The 18,106-nt window shown below is 62.0% G+C and carries 14 protein-coding genes, 1 tRNA gene and 1 pseudogene; 7 read left to right on the top strand and 9 right to left on the bottom strand.

Going from position 1 to position 18,106, the window contains the following annotated elements:
* Positions 1-30: 30 nt before the first annotated feature.
* The gene (locus tag ACFOGH_RS02620; protein ID WP_380071491.1) at positions 31-642 is read right to left on the bottom strand and encodes a diacylglycerol kinase; all 612 of its coding nucleotides are present in this window, start codon (positions 640-642) and stop codon (positions 31-33) included.
* 263 nt (positions 643-905) lie between these two features.
* Positions 906-8,627 (bottom strand): GH36-type glycosyl hydrolase domain-containing protein, encoded by a 7,722-nt coding sequence (locus ACFOGH_RS02615; protein WP_380073955.1) that lies wholly within the window; start codon positions 8,625-8,627, stop codon positions 906-908.
* On the opposite strand from ACFOGH_RS02615, the gene ACFOGH_RS02610 reads away from it, so the two are divergent.
* The gene (locus ACFOGH_RS02610) at positions 8,616-8,948 is read left to right on the top strand and encodes a hypothetical protein (RefSeq protein ID WP_380074019.1); all 333 of its coding nucleotides are present in this window, start codon (positions 8,616-8,618) and stop codon (positions 8,946-8,948) included. The two genes, ACFOGH_RS02615 and ACFOGH_RS02610, sit on opposite strands and share 12 nt — an antisense overlap.
* A gap of 299 nt (positions 8,949-9,247) precedes the next feature.
* On the opposite strand, the gene ACFOGH_RS02605 is transcribed toward ACFOGH_RS02610, so the two are convergent.
* From ACFOGH_RS02605 to ACFOGH_RS02595, 3 genes are all read right to left on the bottom strand, one after another.
* Positions 9,248-9,550: a hypothetical protein gene (locus ACFOGH_RS02605; protein ID WP_380071490.1), complete on the bottom strand. Its 303-nt coding sequence runs from the start codon at positions 9,548-9,550 to the stop codon at positions 9,248-9,250.
* A gap of 165 nt (positions 9,551-9,715) precedes the next feature.
* Positions 9,716-9,791, bottom strand: a tRNA-Thr gene (locus tag ACFOGH_RS02600).
* A gap of 56 nt (positions 9,792-9,847) precedes the next feature.
* Positions 9,848-11,515, bottom strand: coding sequence for an ABC transporter permease (locus ACFOGH_RS02595; RefSeq protein ID WP_380071489.1), 1,668 nt, complete (start codon positions 11,513-11,515; stop codon positions 9,848-9,850).
* Between the two features lie 87 nt (positions 11,516-11,602).
* Between ACFOGH_RS02595 and ACFOGH_RS02590 the strand changes: the two genes are divergently transcribed.
* On the top strand, positions 11,603-12,475 hold the full coding sequence (locus ACFOGH_RS02590) for a hypothetical protein (RefSeq protein WP_380071488.1): 873 nt from the start codon (positions 11,603-11,605) through the stop codon (positions 12,473-12,475).
* A 169-nt stretch (positions 12,476-12,644) separates the two neighbouring features.
* On the opposite strand, the gene ACFOGH_RS02585 is transcribed toward ACFOGH_RS02590, so the two are convergent.
* Positions 12,645-12,899, bottom strand: coding sequence for a DUF2312 domain-containing protein (locus ACFOGH_RS02585; RefSeq protein ID WP_380071487.1), 255 nt, complete (start codon positions 12,897-12,899; stop codon positions 12,645-12,647).
* 145 nt (positions 12,900-13,044) lie between these two features.
* On the opposite strand from ACFOGH_RS02585, the gene ACFOGH_RS02580 reads away from it, so the two are divergent.
* A complete protein-coding gene (locus tag ACFOGH_RS02580) occupies positions 13,045-13,260 on the top strand; it encodes a hypothetical protein (RefSeq protein WP_380071486.1) in 216 nt (71 codons plus the stop codon).
* Here ACFOGH_RS02580 and ACFOGH_RS02575 read toward each other — a convergent pair.
* The 3 genes from ACFOGH_RS02575 to ACFOGH_RS02565 all read right to left on the bottom strand — a co-directional run bounded on the left by ACFOGH_RS02575 (position 13,257) and on the right by ACFOGH_RS02565 (position 15,708).
* Entirely contained in the window at positions 13,257-15,119 is a 1,863-nt protein-coding gene (locus ACFOGH_RS02575) for an enoyl-CoA hydratase-related protein (protein WP_380071485.1), read from the bottom strand. The two genes, ACFOGH_RS02580 and ACFOGH_RS02575, sit on opposite strands and share 4 nt — an antisense overlap.
* Before the next feature lie 62 nt (positions 15,120-15,181).
* Positions 15,182-15,382, bottom strand: coding sequence for a hypothetical protein (locus ACFOGH_RS02570; protein WP_380071484.1), 201 nt, complete (start codon positions 15,380-15,382; stop codon positions 15,182-15,184).
* The gene (locus ACFOGH_RS02565) at positions 15,379-15,708 is read right to left on the bottom strand and encodes a TraR/DksA family transcriptional regulator (RefSeq protein ID WP_380071483.1); all 330 of its coding nucleotides are present in this window, start codon (positions 15,706-15,708) and stop codon (positions 15,379-15,381) included. The genes ACFOGH_RS02570 and ACFOGH_RS02565 overlap by 4 nt, the downstream gene beginning before the upstream one ends.
* A 153-nt stretch (positions 15,709-15,861) precedes the next feature.
* On the opposite strand from ACFOGH_RS02565, the gene ACFOGH_RS02560 reads away from it, so the two are divergent.
* The 4 genes and pseudogenes from ACFOGH_RS02560 (at position 15,862) to ACFOGH_RS02545 (ending at position 18,028) form a co-directional block, all read left to right on the top strand.
* Positions 15,862-16,725 (top strand): MBL fold metallo-hydrolase, encoded by an 864-nt coding sequence (locus ACFOGH_RS02560; RefSeq protein ID WP_380071482.1) that lies wholly within the window; start codon positions 15,862-15,864, stop codon positions 16,723-16,725.
* Positions 16,725-17,147, top strand: a complete 423-nt coding sequence (locus tag ACFOGH_RS02555) for a YeeE/YedE family protein (RefSeq protein WP_380071481.1) — start codon at positions 16,725-16,727, stop codon at positions 17,145-17,147. The genes ACFOGH_RS02560 and ACFOGH_RS02555 overlap by 1 nt, the downstream gene beginning before the upstream one ends.
* A pseudogene (locus ACFOGH_RS02550) lies at positions 17,147-17,575 on the top strand (DUF6691 family protein); the annotation flags it as partial. The gene ACFOGH_RS02555 and the pseudogene ACFOGH_RS02550, both read left to right, overlap by 1 nt.
* Positions 17,576-17,590: 15 nt before the next feature.
* Positions 17,591-18,028 (top strand): TIGR01244 family sulfur transferase, encoded by a 438-nt coding sequence (locus ACFOGH_RS02545; protein WP_380073954.1) that lies wholly within the window; start codon positions 17,591-17,593, stop codon positions 18,026-18,028.
* Positions 18,029-18,106 lie beyond the last annotated feature (78 nt).

The following is an 18,106-nucleotide window of genomic DNA, read 5'->3' as shown; positions in this document are numbered from 1 at the left end:
CCTCCGCCCTATGCCAAGCCTAACGCCGCATCAGAAAAGGGCAAGCAGCACAAACACCCAAGTGGCGATATAGCCCAGCCCCATCACCGCAACGGCGGCCGAGCCGGTATCCTTGGCGGCCTTGGCCAACGGATGCCGCGCGGTGGAAATGTAGTCGATGGTTGCCTCGATGGCCGAATTAACCAGCTCAAACGCCAGCAACAGCAAACCTTGCGCCACGATCAACGCACAGGCCCACAACGGCGGGCGCAGGGCAATCAGGGCAACCCATGCCACAAGGTTCACATAGGCCCATTGCCGCAGGCTTTTCTCGGCTCGCCAGCCATGCTGCCAACCCGCAAGCGAATAGCCCGCCGTTTGCCCGATCCGGCGGATTTCATCGAAAAGCCACATGGCCGCTCCGGGTTGACCTCTGATCAGGCAGGCATGGCACGAAGCCAAACACCGTTCAAGCTGCAACGCCCCCGCCAAAGCGTGCCGGTGAAACTCGAAGGTGCTGCCCAACAAGGTGGCGAAGTTGTTCAACTGCGCCACGATCACCGCAGGCGTCCTGCCACACCAGCGCGCCATGTTCAGCACGTCAAATCCCAGAGCGCCGTCATAGGTGTCTTTGCCCTCCCCCGCGGAAAACGCATTGTTCATCCGCGCGCCTACGAAACTGTAGCCAAAGCGATGCCGCCACGTGCACGAGGTTGATCACCCTATCCAGATTGACCCTGACATTCTGCCGAAGCTGGACGGCGGCCTGTTACCAAGGGTTTCCCAATAATTTTTCGAGGCTGCCCGCCACGCGTGGAGTTTCGCAAACTTCATCACATTCCGCGATGGCCACAATCGGTTAAACGCGGTTCCACCACAGCATGGGGTGAACTGTGATGGAACCATGGCAACTGCAGGCTGGCCGCTCAACCGTCTACCCCAAGCGTCAAACGCACGTGCATGGTGCCGTCACGCAAGGCCAAGCGAAATGCGCCGCTGGCTTGTCGGGTGACGACGCCGTCAACTTCGGCCTGCACAACGCCGCGGCCTGCGCCGCTGGTGTTGACGATCTCGATCTGCACCTGCGACGCCCCATGCCGCACCATGACCGAGACCCCCGGCCATGCCGATGGTATACCGGGGTCAAGCACCAAGACCTCTGCCTCACGTGTCAGCCCGATGATGCCCTCAACCCCGGCACGATACATCCAGCCTGCGGAGCCTGTGTACCAAGTCCAACCCGCGCGGCCCTCATGCGGGGCGGTGGAATAGACATCGGCAGCAATCACATAAGGCTCGCCCTTGTATAGCCCGGCGGCATCGGCAGTCAGCGCATGGTTGATCGGGTTCAACATGCCGAACAATTCTGCCGCCTTGTCGCCCTGACCCAGCCGCGCATAAGCCAGCACGGCCCACATCGCCGCATGGCTGTATTGGCCACCGTTTTCGCGCAAACCCGGCGGATAGCCTTTGATATAGCCGGGATCATGTGGCGCGTGATCAAAGGGCGGGGTGAACAGCAACGCCATGTCAGGATTGCGCCGGATCAGATGCTGGCTGACAGAATCCATCGCCTGCGCGGCGCGCGCTGGGTCTCCGGCGCCAGACAGCACAGACCAGGATTGGGCGATACTGTCGATCTTGCACTCTTCTGAATCGACCGAGCCGAACCAAGTGCCATCATCAAAGGTGCCACGCCGATACCAAGCGCCATCCCAAGCCATATCCTCGATCGCCGCCCGCACAGATTTCGCATGCGCCCGCCACCTTGCCGCACGCGCGGCGTCGCGGGTCTCTGCCAGGGGGGCAAACATTTCCACGGTTGCGATCAGCAGCCAACCCAGCCAGACGCTGGTGCCCATGCCATGCTCACCCACCCGGTTCATGCCGTCATTCCAATCGCCCGTGCCGATCAATGGCAGACCGTTTTCGCCCGTGAGGGCAACGGCCTGATCCAGCCCGCGCGCGCAATGTTCGAACAGGCTTGCAGTCTCTTCCGAGATTGTCGGCTGAAAGAAGTCGTCGTGCTTGCCGTTTGGCACTTGCGGGCCTTCCAGAAACGGCACCTGCTCGTCAAGGATGGCCGTATCCCCCGAGATGCCGATATAGCGCGCAACGCCAAAACCCAGCCAGACCCGGTCATCGGAGATCCGCGTCCGCACGCCTTGCCCGGAATGGGGCAACCACCAGTGCTGCACATCGCCTTCGGGAAACTGCCGCGAGGCTGCCCGCAGCAGGTGTTCGCGCGTCATGTCGGGCCGGCTGAACGTCAGCGCCATGCCATCTTGCAACTGATCACGGAAGCCATAAGCGCCGCTGGCCTGATAGAACCCTGCCCGCGCCCAGATCCGGCAGGCCAAGGTTTGATACAACAACCACCCATTCAGCAGAATATCCATGGATCGGTCAGGCGTTTTCACCTGCACGGCGCCCAGAATACCGTCCCAATGCGCGGCCACATCGGTCTGGAGCACGTCCAGATCAGCCGCTCGGTAGCGGATGATCAGATCACGCGCTTCCTCGATCCGCTTGGCTTGCCCCAGCAGGAAACGCAATTCGATGCTTTCGCCCGGGGCAAGGGTGATGATGCGCTGTTGCGCCGCGCAAGGATCAACGCCTGCGCCAACCCAGTTTGACAAGGTTTGATCTTGCAGACCAAGCGGGGCGGCCAAGCTGCCCGCAACCCCCAGAACCTCGGTGCGATTGCCGGTATAGCCTGCGACATCGGGGCCAATGTCGGCAAAAGCCACACGACCGGGAAACGCCATGCCATAAGGATTGCGCGCCATCAACGCCCCGGTTTCGGGATCGCGCTCGGTCGTCAGCACCGCTGCCGTGGCGGCGCGCGAAGTGCCCATCACCCATTCGGCATAGGTTGTCACTGACAGTCTGCGGGTGCGTTCGGTCTGGTTGCGCAAGGTCAACCGGGTGATCCGCACAGGGTCTTGCAGCGGCACGGTCTGCACCATTTTGGCTGCAATGCCATGACCCGCATATTCAAACTGCGAATAGCCAAAACCATGCCGGGCGATATAGATTCCCGGCCCGCGGATCGGCAGAGCGGTGGGCGTCCAGAGCGTGCCGGTGTCCAGATCGCGCAGATAAACCGCCTCGCCTGATGCATCGGTTACAGGATCATTCGACCATGCCGTAAGCTGGTTTTCACGGCTGTTTTCCGCCCAGACCGGGCCGGATCCTTCAGCCGAAGTGATGAACCCAAAAGAAGGGTTTGCCACAACGTTGATCCAAGGTGCCGGAGTTGTCGCCCCGTCGCGCAGAACCGTCACATATTCGCGGCCATCCGCATCAAACCCGCCGGTGCCATTGAAAAACTCCAGCGCGGGCAGGGGCACATCCGGCACCGCTTCGGCAACCACGCCGGTTTGCGGCACAGCAACAGGCGCAGGCAACGCCGGAACCGCTGGCAGTGCATCCAGCTGTTGCCCAATGTCGCCGCGGCTGGCGATCAGGACCACACGCGCCACCGACAGCAGCAGCGCCCGCGCCTCCGGCGTGATCAGATCGGTGCGCAGCGCATAGATCGCGCCCTGCGCGGTGCCAACCGCACGCGGACGGCTCTGCGCCATGCGCACCGCAGCTTCGATCCCGATCTGCAAGTCCTGCACATAGGAGGATGAGCGTTCATTCAGCACGACCAGATCGACGGCCAACTGCTGCGCGCGCCAATATTCATGCGCCGCCAGAATTTGCCGCACTTGCGCCAGATCATCGGCGTCGTCGATCAGCATCAACACGATGGGGCGATCCCCCGAAATGCCAAACTGCCACAACCCCGATTGCGGACCTGCGCCCGCGATGATCCGGCCCGAGGCCGCGCGCAGTCGCGGATCAGCGCGCAAGATAAAGCCCGCAAGCGACTGCATATCGCTGGCTTCGTTTTTGGAAATCCCCAGATGCCGCAAATGTACCTGTGCCTGCGTCCAAGCCAAAGTGCTGGCACGATCAAAGGCTGACGGGTCACGGTGACGATCCACAAGTTCCAGCAAACCGGTGGGGTTTTCGGCAACCATCGTCCAGAACGTCACCCGCGCCATGCCGCCTGGCGGCACAACCACCCGGCGACGGATCGAAAAGATCGGGTCCAGAACCGTTCCCGTCGTGCCAGACAGCGGACCATCCAGCATTGCCGGCGCGCTCAGATTGCGACCACGGCCAATAAAGCGCGCCCGGTCGGTTTCATGCTGCATAGAGGCCGATTCAGTGCCTTCGACCACCGCGATATGCGCGGCCCATACCTGCGGCTCATCCGGGCCGCGCGGGCGTCGTGTTGCAATCACAACGTCCAATTCGGGCAGATAGTCCGTCACCACAAACAGTTTCGAAAACGCTGGATGCGCAAGATCAGCCGTTGGAGGTGCAAGCACCAATTCATTGTATGAGGTCAGATCAATCTCCCGCGCCTGCCGCCCGGTGTTTGTCAGCGTCACGCGACGGGCCTCGGCATCATCCTCGGCAGAGACCACGATTTCTGTCGTTGTGGTCAGCGTGCCATCACGACACTCAAAGATTGCCTGATGTTCCGAAAACACAGCGCTGTGCCGCGTCGGAATCGCCTTTGTGGGTTGCACGCCTGACGACCATTTATGCCCGCTCTGCACATCTCGCAGATAGAGGAACGAGCCCAAGCCATCGACCGTCGCATCGCTGCGCCAACGGGTCACGGCCATATCGCGCCATTGGCTATAGCCCGCGCCGGTCGGGGTCAGCATGACACCATAGCTGCCATTCGACAGAAGATGCGCCGTCGGAGGCGTGGCGGCGGGGTTGTCAAAGCGCCGCACCTTCGGGGCCTCAATCGTTTCTGTTGCGCCAACCTTGACTTCTTCGGCATGTGGCGGAGCCATCGCCACATCCCTCGGCACGCGTTCTTGCAACAACAGATCAACCGCCTGTACCATCGGCACCGCATGAAAGCGCGCCCGCAGAATGCCATCCCGCACCGCGTTGACGATTGCAGTGATGGTCATCCCCTGATGGTGCGCCATGAAACTGCGCACAATCACCATGGTCTCATCTTCTGGCACCCGCTGCGGCGTGAAATCCAGGGCTTCATAAAAACCATAGCGCCCTTCGGCCCCCATACTGGCAAGCTGGCGATAGTTCGCAAGCGCGCCCTGCGGATCGACCATGGTTGCAAGCCCGGTTGCATAGGGGGCGATGACCTTATGCTCACTCAGCCCGCGCTTTAGCCCCAATCCCGGCAAGCCAAAGTTGGAGTATTGATAAGTCATCTCCAGATCGCGGGCATTATACGCGGATTCAGAAATGCCCCAAGGCATTCCCATGGCGCGGCCATAAGCCTGCTGCCGTGCCACGATCAGCGCATTGGTTTGCGCCAAAACCGATCCCTCGGGGGCACGCATCACCAGCGATGGCATCAGATACTCGAACATCGAGCCTGACCACGAAATCAGCGCCGATCCAGTGCCGATGGCCGTCGCGGCCCGGCCCAATCGGAACCAATGCTTGGTTTTTACATCCTTTTTCGCGATGGCGAACAGGCTGGCCAGACGCGCCTCGGATGCCAGCAGATCATAGCAGTTGATATCCAGCGCGTTGTTGGTGACAGAAAACCCGATGGACAGCAGTTCCTTTTCCGGCACCAGCAGGAAAGCGAAATCCATCTCATTGGCGAACCGATATGCGGCCATGGCGATGCCCAGCAACCGCTCGACCCGCCGTTCGATGGGTGCCGCTGCGCTGACGCGCTGCACCATCGTGCCGGTCCAGAACGCAAGCTCTGACTCTGCACCCTCAAGCCTGATGGCTTCGGCTTGCGCCGCTGTCACGCAGGCCGCCAACTCAGCACGGTTTTCGGCGGCAATCGCTGAAAGCAAGGTCTCCAGCGCCGGAGCCGGCTTTTGAGTGGCCAGTTTTGCCAATTCTGCTGCATCCCGCAAACCTTGCAACAAGGCTGGATCAGACGGCAGTTGTGCCGCCCATTCGCGGCAGGTCTGCGCCACACAAATCAGGTGGCCCGCAAGATTGCCGCTATCGACCGACGAGACATAAAGCGGTTCCAGCACGCGTAGATCGGTCGTCTCGTACCAGTTGTAGAAATGCCCGCGAAAGCGCTGCATCTTGGCCATGGTGGCCAAGGTTTTCTCCATCCGCAGCAAGGCAACGCTTTCAGACACCCAGCCCATGTCCCGCGCTGCAACGGTTGACAGCAGATAGAGGCCAATGTTGGTCGGCGATGTGCGATGCGCCACCACCGGGCGCGGAATTTCCTGAAAGTTGTCGGGCGGCAGATAGTTTTCCGCTTCGGTGACAAAGGTCTCAAAGAACCGCCAGGTCCGCCGCGCAATCAAGCGCAACGCCTGCACATCGGCGCTTGCCATATCCGCCGCGCGTTGTGGCGCATCTGGCCTGCTGATCCACCAGGCCAAAACGGGAGCCACTGCCCAGATCACCCCAAACACGCCCACCAAAGGCGCCGCGTCGGAGTTGATCAGCCCAGCCAGCGCCACCGCTGCAAGCCCCAACCCCACACCGCCCATCATGCTGCGATACTGGCCAAACACCCCAGGCCTGCGCCCCGCCGCTGATTGCGCCGCCGTGACCCATTCCAGCAAGTGCTGACGGCTGACCCGCAAGCGGTAGATGGTGCGGAAAATCGCATCCAGCATCAACCAAGCCTGATCCGCCAGAAACACGATGTTCAGCGCAATCTGCGCAACGGCCGCAACCGCATCCCGCCGCAAGGCCGCATAATGCGCGGCCGCGCTTAGCCCCGCCCGGCGCGGCAAAATCGCATGTGGCAAGCCCAGCAAACGCGGCAGCGCCATCATCGCCACCACACATACCGTCCAAAGCATCGCCAACGGCAGCGGCATCAACCAGCCGACAAACAACGCCGCCAAAGCGGCTGGGGCGACCAAGGATCGGCGCAGGTTGTCGACCATCTTCCAGCGCCCCACGGGCGGCATGGAGCCGTCGCGCAACCACGGCAGCAATTGCCAATCCCCCCGCACCCAACGGTGCTGGCGTTTTGACGCCACATCCATCCGGGCCGGAAAATCTTCGATCACCTCAATATCCGACGCCAGCGCCGCACGGGCGTAAATGCCCTCGAACAGATCATGGCTCAGCATGGTGTTTTCCGGCACGCGGCCTTCCAGCGCCGCCGTGAATGCATCAACCTCGTAGATGCCCTTGCCAGTAAAAGACCCCTCGTCGAACAGATCCTGATAGACTTCCGAGATTGCCGCCGCATAGGGCTCGATCCCGCCCGCGCTGGAATAGATGCGCTGATAGGCCGAGCCTTCGCTGCCGATGGGCAAGGCAGGCGTGACGCGCGGTTGCAAGATCGCATGGCCTTCCACCACACGGCCCTGCGCCTGGTCAAACCGCGCCTTGTTCATCGGATGCGCCATTTTACCCAGCATCGCACGCATGGCATCGCGCGGCAGCCGTGTATCCGCATCCAGCGTGATCACATAGCGGACATCCTGCGGCACCGCATCTTGCCCGGTGACAAAGCTGGTGTCGGTGGCGCCGCGCAGCAAACGGTTCAACTCGTCCAACTTGCCGCGTTTACGCTCCCACCCCATCCATTTCGCCTCGGAAGGGTTCCATAGCCGCCGCCGGTGCAACAACAAGAACCGCGCGCCCCCCTGCATTGGGTAACGGCGGTTCAGCTGTGCAATCGCGTCTTCGGCCAAGGCAATCAGATTGGGATCTATTGCCAGTTTCTCGGTGTCTGCATCAGGGCCATCGGACAACAGCGCGTAATGCACAGCCCCACCGATGCTGGCGAGATAATGCACCTCCAACTGCTCGATCTGGGCAAGCACCGAATCCTCGTTGGCCAGCAGCACCGGCACCGCAACCAGCGTGCGCATGTCTGCCGGAACACCGTCCAGCAGGTCCATTCCTGGCAATACCCGTGGCGCAACCGTTCGGGTGATCGCATGATTGACCAAGGCCGTCGCGGTGTCGCTGGCAGGCAGTATCGCCAGCACCGCCAGCGGCAACAGCAACCAACCCGCAGCGCCAACACCAGCAAGCGCCGCCCAAACCACCAGCGCTGTTACCAAAGCAATGGCTGCCAGATAACTGCCCAAGCCCCAGCCCGCCGCTATGGTGAAAACCCGCCGCCGCAGATTGGGCCGATAGCCGACCCGCGACTCAAGCGTGGCACGCCCCGGCCCGATCAAGCCAAAACCGGGATCGCGGGCGCGATCGGTCTCTCCAGCCGCCGCAAACAGCAGCGCTGCATCCGTAACGGCCAATTCATCCAGCTTTGAATGCCGCGACAAATCCTCAATTGCGGTGCGATAAGCATTGCGGGTGGCAAAATCCATCGCGGCAAAGTTCGACGATGCCCGTAACCGCGCATCAACCAAACTGACGTCTTCAAAGAAATCTGCCCAGTCGAGTTCCAAAATCGTGCGAAGCGAGGTGACAATGTTGCGCATGGTCACATTCGACGCACCTTGCCGCGCAAGCGCATGCGCCACAACAGCGTCAGACGAAGTGCCCTGACGCCGCAGCCGATCCTCAAGCCACCCATAAAGCGGCGTGTCGACGGGATCATATCCCCGCAAACGCCGGGCGATCTGGGCGGCAAAAATCTCATCCAGCGGGGCTTTGTCATATTCCGCTACGGCCAGATGCAAGGGCACACTGCTGCCATCATTGCCGATCACACTGTCAAACAAGCCGTCAGCCGCAGCCCTTTGCCGCTGGCCCTCGACAATCTGAACCGCGAGGCGGCGCATGTTTTCGACCAGAACGATCCGCAGCGAGATGGCAACCGCCCAGATCTCGCCAATCTTCAGTGGCGCAACGCGTTGATATGCCTGAACAAACCGTTGCAAAATAGCACCGGAAATCAAACTGTCACTATGGGCCACATAGGCCCACGCAAGAGAAACAACGCGCGGATAACCTTCCAAATGGCCATCCGCCAGTTTTGGCAACTGGCGGTAAAAACCAGGGGGTAGATCCTCAGTTACCTGCCGCAACTGCAACTCGACCAAATGGAAATTGTCCAACAGCCATTCCGCAGCCGGCGACACGGGCTGGCCACGGTACGACACCTCGGCGCAGTTTCGATATGCATCCAACAGCACCTGCACATTATCAACCAAGCGGTCAGACAAGTTTGGCACTTTTAGCGGTTTGCTGGCGATTTTATGCGCTGCGGCCAACGTTTCCGCATGATGCTCAAGCCGTTCTGTCCCGAACAAATCAGAACGGATCGGCGCTGTATCGGTCCAAGCCGAGGAAAACTGCGCAGGCATCAGATGGCGGCGCGTGCTTTGTTCCCGTCTTTAGCGTAACCTTCGGCGATCTTCATCACCTTGGTTTCCGGCTGGTTCAGCTCGTCTTGGGTCGCATCAGAGTGCGCGCGCGCCTTGGGCTGAAGATTGTGCATACGGCGCGCCATTTCATACCACTTGGCTTCGATCCGGTTCCATTCCATCACGGTCTCCTTTGTCGCTGGGGCAATTGAGCGGCGAGTTTGCCGACCTACCCCGGCAAAACGCCGTGCCACTTCATCTGGTTCCAGCGGCAAGCATCCGCGCAGCGCAATAAGCGGCATTTCGCCACCGAAATACAGCCGAAGGTTGCAGCTACGCGGCGCGCCAAACTCACACGCATAGGTTTATCAGCAGCATCGCATCCGCAATCCGTCCGGCAGCAGCAAAAGCGACTCTGGCCCGCGTAAAGATCGCCAGCGCAATCCATTGTCTTGGTTACAGAAAGATGGTGCCCCCAGCAGGACTTGAACCCGCGACCCCCTGATTACAAATCAGGTGCTCTACCAGCTGAGCTATAAGGGCAGTTGCATCCAAATATCGGCAGGCGCGGTGCGGTGCAAGGGGGTTATCGCGCTGAGTTATCTTGTGGCGCGTACCAGCAGGGCCACGGCCGCCAGCCCCATGGCGGTGACGATCAGCGCAGCGGGGGCGCCTTCGCCGATGCGTTCAAGGCTGGCCAACTCATATACCCGGGTGGCCAAGGTGTTGAAATTGAACGGGCGCAGCAGCAAGGTGGCAGGCAATTCCTTGACGCATTCAACAAACACCAACAGCAGCGCTGTCAGCACCGAGCCGCGCATCAGGGGCAAATAGACATCTCGCAAGGTGCCGCCCTGCCCGCGCCCAAGGCTGCGCGCCGCCAGCGGCAGGGACGGGGAAATCCGCCCAAAGGCCGAATCCACTGCGCCCTGGGCGATCCCAAAGAACCGCACCACATAGGCCAGCACGATCGCGGCGGCGGTGCCTGTCAGCATCAGGCCGGGGTCTTGCCCCGTCACCGCCAGCACCAGATCGGCCACGCGGTGATCGACCGCCGCCAAGGGCACCAGCAGCCCCACCGCCAACACCGCCCCCGGCATCGCATAGCCCAGCGTCGTCACCGGCAGCACGGTACGCGCCAGCGTCCGCCCCGCCATCCGCACGCCGTAAACCAGAAACAACGCCGCCGACACCGTCAGCACCGCAGCAATGCCGCCCACGATCACCGTGTTCAGTGCGGCCTGCAGCAGCCCCGGTGCCAGCCACATCTGCGGCTTGGCGAGGGCATGGCCCAACATCACCCCGGTCGGCAGCGCAAAGCCCAAAAGGAAAGGCACCAGACACAGCGCAGTGGCAGACCACGCCCGCCAACCCACCAGCGCAACCGGGCTGACCGGCCGCGTCGCCCGCGACGGACGGTGAAAGCGCGCATTGCGGCGGCCCAGATGCTCGACGCTCAGCAGCACCAGCACCAGCAACAGGATCACCCCGGCCAACTGCGCTGCCCCCCCGGCATTGCCGCCGTTCAGCCAGGTGGAAAATACGCCGGTCGTCAGCGTCTGCACGCCAAAGGTCGACACTGTGCCGAAATCCGCCACCGTCTCCATCATCGTCAGCGCCACCCCCGCGGCAATAGCCGGACGCACCAAGGGCAAACCCAGCCGCCAGAACATCGCCATCGGCCCCAGCCCCAAGGATCGCGCCACCTCATAGCTTGCCCCCGATTGCTCGCGCAGCGCGGCGCGGGTCATCAAGTAAACGTAAGGATAAAGCGCCGCCGACAGCACCACGATGGCCGCAGGTTCCGAGTTGATTTCCGGAAACCAGTAGTCGCGCGCATTGTGCCAGCCAAAGGTCGCGCGCAAAGCGATCTGCAACGGTCCTGCGTAATCCAGAAAATCCACCAGCGCATAGGCCCCGACATAGGCCGGAATCGCCATCGGGAACAGCAACAGGTAATCCAAGCTGCGGCTGCCCGGAAAGCGATACATCACCACCAGCCACCCAGCCCCCGCCCCCATCGCCGCCGACAGCACACCCACGCCCAGCATCATCCGCAAAGTGGCGGTGAAATAGCGCGGCAAAACGGTCGACAACAAATGCGGCCAGATATTCTCGGTCGGATGAAACGCAATCCACACCACCGCCAGCATCGGCACCAACACGATACCGCCCACCAGCATTGCGCCAAGCGACCAGATATCCAGCCGCAGCGCAGTGATCCGCCGAAGCAGGCCCGATTTCCGACTGTTTTGCAAAGGCATCATCCGCGCCAGATAGCGGAAAGCTATTTCCCTGTAAAGAAAACCCACTATAGTTGCTGCAACAAGAACAAGCAGGCAGGCCACCCCCCAATGCGGATCGTCTATCACCTTGGCGCGCACTTCACCGATGAAGAGCGGCTGTTGAAATGTCTTCTGAAAAACCGCGAAGTGCTGGCCGAACATGGCATCGTGGTGCCGGGACCGAAACGCTACCGCAACCTGCTGCGTGATACGGCAATTCAACTTAAAGGCAGTGCGGCCAGCCGTGACACGCAGGCGTTGATCCTTGACAAGATCATGGAAGAAGATGTCGCCGACCGCATGATCCTGTCATGGGACAGCTTTTTGTCGCTGGCCCCCTGGGCGCTGGACGGCACGCTTTACCCGGCGGCGGGCGAACGTGTGCGGGCCTTCAGCCAGATTTTCCCCGAGATCGAGGCAGAGTTTCATCTGGCCATCCGCAACCCGGCCACCTTCCTGCCCGCTCTGCTGGCCAAGCTGCCGAACAAGACCTATGACGATTTTATCGGCAAGGCTGACATCTATCAGTTGCACTGGTCCGAAGTGGTCCAGCGCATCCTGACACTGAACCCCGGCACGCCGCTGACGATCTGGTGCGATGAAGACACGCCGCTGATCTGGCCCGAAGTGTTGCGCGCGGTGGCGGGTTTGCCGGAAGACGTGGTGCTGGAAGGCGAAAACGAGTTGCTGGCCACGCTGATGTCAGGCGAAGGTCTGTCACGGCTGCAAAGCTATCTTGAAAGCCATCCGCCCGCATCGACGATGCAGTGGCGCAAGATCGTCTCGGCGTTTCTGGATAAGTTTGCACTGCCCGACCGCATCAACACCGAAGTCTCGATGCCCGGCTGGACCGAAGCCACCGTCGAGGAATTGACCGCGCTTTACGAGGAAGATGTCTACCGCATCGCCCATATGCCGGGTGTGCAGTTCATCGCGCCGTAACCACCCGCTGCAGTGCTGCAGGCCAGCAATTTCACGACGCTGGGCGGCAAATCATGCCCCAAATCCGGGGCAGAGCGCCACGCACATCAACATCCTGTGGTGCGTGGCATCTTGGGCACAAGTCATTCCCAGTTGGGAATAGCCAATATGGCCGGTTTTGACCCTGAGGTTACTGCATCCCAAGCGCGGCTTTATACATGTCGATGATCGCTTCTTCTTCGGCAATCTCATCTGGTTTGCGCTTGCGCAGCGCGATCACCTTGCGCATCACCTTGGTGTCATAGCCGCGACCCTTGGCTTCGGCAAACAGCTCTTTCTCCTGCTCGGCGATGTCCTTCTTTTCGGACGCAAGCTGCTCGGCGCGCTCGATGAACTGGCGCAGCTCGTCAGCGGTCACGGAATAGGCGGCGGTTACATCATTCATGGCGGGGGCTCTTCTGATTTGGGTTTGGCTTTTCCTATGGCGCTGGTCCTATAGGGCTGGTCGCGCAGGATCAAGCACAGCGCGTGAAGGCTTGCAAGGCTTTGCCAAGGGCGTTACCGCAGAGCCGGATTTATAGGGGGCAAAGATGCACATCGTGATCTGGATCGGAACCGCGCTGACGCTTTTGGGCATCGTAGGCCTGGGCTGGTGCATCAAACTGGTGCTGGGCATCAAACGGCAGGCACTGCCCGACGATCAGGCCCGCACCGCCATGCAGCGCGTGGTGGCCTGGAACATGGGCGCGCTGGCGGTGTCGTTTCTGGGGCTGATCATGGTGGTGGTCGGGGTTATTCTGGCCTAAGCGGTCAAATCGCTGCGGTTCAGCGCGGCAAGGTCGCGGCCATCCGCGATCAACCGATCAAACAGCGGATCTGGTGCGTAAATCTGCGGCGCAGCCTCGGCCCGCTTGCGCAGATCGGCGCGCAGCACCAGCAGGCCGCGCTTGTCGGCCTGAAACATCGGCCCTCCCTGCCAACGCGGGAAAATGCCATGCAGCACCGCCGCCGCATCAACATCCAGCGGCCTGCGCGCCAAGCCCTCGCTGATCATCCGGGCGCCCTGATTGGCCATCGCCGCAAGGCAAGCGTCCAGCACCCGCTTTGCCTCAGGCGGCGGTGCAGGCAAAGGGCCACGCGGCGACACGCCCATCCCGAACGAGGCGAGCGCGCCCCCGATCACCGGCCGCGACAGCCCCTCGGCTTCAAGCTGCGCGATGGCCGCCGATAGCGAAGCCCGCAGGCGGCGGTCAATCGGGCCACCCGGCCCGGTAAACACCAGCTTCCACCCCAGCCGCCGCGCCAAGGCCAACCCCATCGCCTGCGTGGCCACAGGCGCATCGACGCCCGCCGCCAATTCAGCCACCAATCCGGTGGCAAGGGCGGCACTGATGCCAACCCGCGTGCCCGCCCCGCGCGCTGGCAATGCGCCCAGCGCGATCACCGGAATGCTGGCATCTTCCAGCGCGGGCGGCGCATCGGCGTTGTTCAGCACCAGATCAACCGCACCGCCCAACGTCGAACCCGTGCTCAGCCGCGCCCAATCGGCATCGCGCGCCTCAGGCGTCAAGCGGCCCTCGGCCACGGCGGCCTCTTGCTGGGCCGCGATTTTCTGCAGCGCCGTCACCAACATATCACGGGCAGGCTCAACCAAACTGACGCGCAAACCCGCCGCCAGCGCCTGCAACACCACCGCCGCCGCCGGATCAGCCGCACCCAAAACAGCAAGGCTGTCCAGCTTGCCCGCAGCGCTGCGCGCCAAAGCCACAGGTGGCAGGATCGCGCGCCGTTCGGCCTGAAACGCATGGCGCAAGCCCTGCGCTTGCGGGGTTGCGGACAACGTCTCATAAGCCGCAGCCTCAAACGCAAGCCCCTGCTCCAGCGGCAACAGCTGCGCCGCCTCGACACAGGCAACGACATGCAAAGGTGCGGGCAACGGCGAGACCGCATAGAGCGCGCGCGCCGCCGCAACCGCAGCCTGATAACCCTTGCCATCGCGCAAACCATCGCGGCGATCCGCGGTTTTCAGCGGTGCTGCACCCTTCAAGGCGGCAGCCATCCGCTCGGCCATGGCGCAGGCCGCCGCCCGCAGATCACCCTCAACCACCTCATCCACCAAGCCGATGGTCAGCGCCTGCGCCGCGCTGATCGGTGCAGGCTCCAGCATCAGCTTCAACGCCGCCGCCGCCCCCACCAGACGCGGCAACCGCTGCGTCGCCCCCGCTTCGGGCACCAAGCCCAAGCCAATCTCGGGCAAGCCAAGCTGTGCGGTGGGGGCTGCGATGCGACCATGCGCTGCCAAAGCCAGCTCCAACCCCGGCCCCAAGGTGCTGCCATTCAGCGCCACAATCACCGGCTTTGGGAAGTTCTCGATCTGCAAGCACAGGTCAGACATGCGCGGCGAAGTCGCCCCTTTGCCGAGTTCCGACAAATCCGCCCCAGCCGAAAACGCCGCCAGATCCGAAGCGATCACCACTGCCGCCAGATCGGTTGCGGCCAATTCGGTCAGCGCCGCCGACAACATCGCGCGCAACTGCTGCGACAGCACGTTCACCGGACGATGCGCCAGGATCAGCACCAGCACAGCGCCTCGGCGTTCGACACGCACCGCGTCCGTCAGGGCCTTGCCGTCCATATCTACCGCTCCACCAAACCACTGCTGCATTAAGCGGCGATGTGAACGCATTGGCAATGCCAACCTGCACGCGGTGGCAGATGCCGCGCGCCTTAGACCGGCATATTGTCGAAATCCGCTTCCTCGGTGGCTTCGACATGGGCGCTGACCAAAGGTTTGCCGACGATAACCCCCGGCATAACTTCGCTCAGCGCGCGCATCTCGGCCAACAACAGGGTCAAGCCCATCGACTGCGCCGAAAGGGCCGCCGTCAGCATGTCATTGGGCAGGTCGTGGATCGCATGGGCTTTCATCTTGTTACCTCCTCGGCAGCACAAGTGCTGCAAAACGGTGTGTCAGGCAAAACCTCCAGCCGATCCGCTGCAATGCTGTCGCCACACCGCACACAGACGCCATAGCTGCCCGCCTCAATGCGCGCCAAAGCCGCCTCGATCCGCCGGATTTCCGCCAGACCAGCATTACCAATGCCTTCCAACACCTCATCGCCCTCACGCTCGGTCGCAAGCTCTTCCCAGTCTTGCGAATGTGCGCCGTCCAATTCGGTCGAAATCCCGCTCAGCCGCTGCGTCAAACTTTGCAATCTGCGCTGCAACAAAGCCTTTTGGCCGGTGTCAAACATCACGCGCTGTCCTTTCCTGACTTCAACCACCCTAAGCCGCGCGACGGGGGCGCGCGTTGATGCAAATCAACCCAACGCCCGAAAATACATTCCGTTATTGTGATGCGTGCCCGGCGCGCCTATCTTGGGGGCAACCCGACCGAGGAGATTGCGATGCACCCCGACGTTCACGCCTTTTTCGACGAGGCCACCAACACCATCACGTACCTTTTGCGCGAACCGAACGGACGTGCCTGTGCGGTGATCGATTCCGTGCTGGATTTCGACTATGCCTCGGGGCGCACCGATACGCGCTCGGGCGATGCGGTGATCAGCTATATCCGTGCCGAGGGTCTTGATCTGCAATGGATTCTGGAAACCCATGTCCATGCCGATCATCTCTCGGCAGCCCCCTATATCCAAGAGGCTTTGGGCGGACAAATCGGCATCGGCGATCAGATCAAAGTGGTGCAGGAAACCTTTGGCAAGGTGTTCAACGAAGGCACCCGCTTTGCCCGCGACGGCAGCCAGTTTGACCGGCTGTTCCGCGAGGGCGACAGCCTGATGGTCGGGCAACTGCGCGTCGACGTGATGCACACCCCCGGCCACACGCCTGCTTGCCTCAGCTATGTGGCGGGCGATGCGGCTTTCGTGGGCGACACCCTGTTCATGCCCGATTTCGGCACGGCGCGCTGCGATTTTCCCGGCGGTTCGGCCAGTGTGATGTTCGATTCCGTGCAGCGGATTCTGGCGCTGCCCGATGCCACGCGGATTTTTGTCGGCCACGATTACAAGGCACCGGGACGCGACAGCTATGCCTGGGAATCCACCGTCGGCGCGCAAAAGGCGCTGAACGTGCATATCGGCGCCGGGCGCAGCCGCGAAGATTTCGTGGCCTTGCGCGAAAAACGCGATGCCACCCTTGCGATGCCGCGGCTGATCATCCCGTCATTGCAGATCAACATGCGGGCGGGCCAGATGCCCGAACCCGAGGACAACGGCCTGTCCTATCTTAAAGTGCCGCTGAACGGCCTGTGATGATGCTGGATTGGGTCTGGGGATTTGCGGGCGGGCTGATGATCGGCACGGCTGCGGCGATTTATCTGTTGTTCAATGGCCGCATCATGGGGGCCTCGGGCATTATCGGCGAACTGGTGGACGGAACGGGCTGGGGGAATTGGGCCGAGCGGGTCGCATTTCTGGCCGCATTGATCGGCGTGCCGTTCTTGCTGTCATTCTGGATCGGCGGGACAACGCACCTGACCTCGAACTGGCTCGTGATCCTTTGCGCCGGGGTCTTGGTTGGCATTGGCACCAGACTGGCCAATGGCTGCACCTCCGGGCACGGGGTTTGCGGCATCTCGCGGCTGTCCCCGCGCGGGATCGTGGCGAGCCTTGCCTATGTGCTGGCCGGGGGCGTCACGATGCTGGTGCTGCGGCATCTGTTCGGGTGGATCTGATGCGGCGCTTGGGATTTGCTTTGCTGGCGGGTGGGCTATTTGGCGCAGGTCTGCGGGTTTCGGGCATGACCGACACGCAGAAGGTGCAGAACTGGCTGGATGTGTTTGGCGATTGGGATCCGACGCTGGCCTTTGTGATGGGCGGGGCAATCTTGCCGATGGCTTTGGCTTGGCGGCTCGCGGCCCAGCGGCAGCGGTCGTTTCTGGGCGCCACCCTGCCAGCGCCCCCCCGCCGCGAAATTGACCGCGGCCTGATCCTCGGCTCGATCCTGTTCGGGATGGGCTGGGCCTTGGCGGGCCTCTGCCCCGGTCCTGCAATGGCATCGCTGAGTTTTGGCGGCGCGGGCGGTCTGGTCTTTCTATTGGCGATGCTGGCGGGTATGGTCGCGGCACCCAGCCTGCGCCGCCGTCTTGAGGGTGCAGCCGCCAGCCCGAGGAGCAACATGGATATTCGCGCCCTGACACCCAGCTATGCCGTCTCGCCGCAGATTGATCTGGCTGACCTGCCCGCGATCAAGGCGGCTGGCTTTACCACTGTGATCGACAACCGCCCCGATGGTGAAATCCCGACGCATCTGCACACCCCGCATATGAAAGCGGCAGCCGAGGCTTTGGGGCTGACATTCGTCGCCAACCCGGTGATCGGCGGGGCGTTGACGATGGAAAATCTCGACGTGCAGCGGCAGGCGATGGCGGCAGCGACGGGCCCGGTGTTTGCCTATTGCGCCTCGGGCAATCGCTGTTCGGTGGTCTGGGCTTTGATGAATGCGGGTGAGAGACCGACCGATGAGTTGATCGGAACCCCCGCGCAATTTGGCTATAATCTGGAGCCCTTCCGCAATCAGATCGACGCTTTGGCGGCCGGGGCCAACAAGGGTTGAGTTGACCCTTTCTCGCGCAGATGACGCATCGGCGGCAAAGCAAACCGTGTCGTGCAGGATGTCACTTGCGCGACAGTG

Source organism: Cypionkella sinensis, assembly GCF_042646385.1.
Lineage (GTDB): Bacteria > Pseudomonadota > Alphaproteobacteria > Rhodobacterales > Rhodobacteraceae > Cypionkella > Cypionkella sinensis.
The sequence above is the reverse complement of the archived record's forward strand: the minus strand, read 5'-3'. Positions and strand labels throughout refer to the sequence as shown.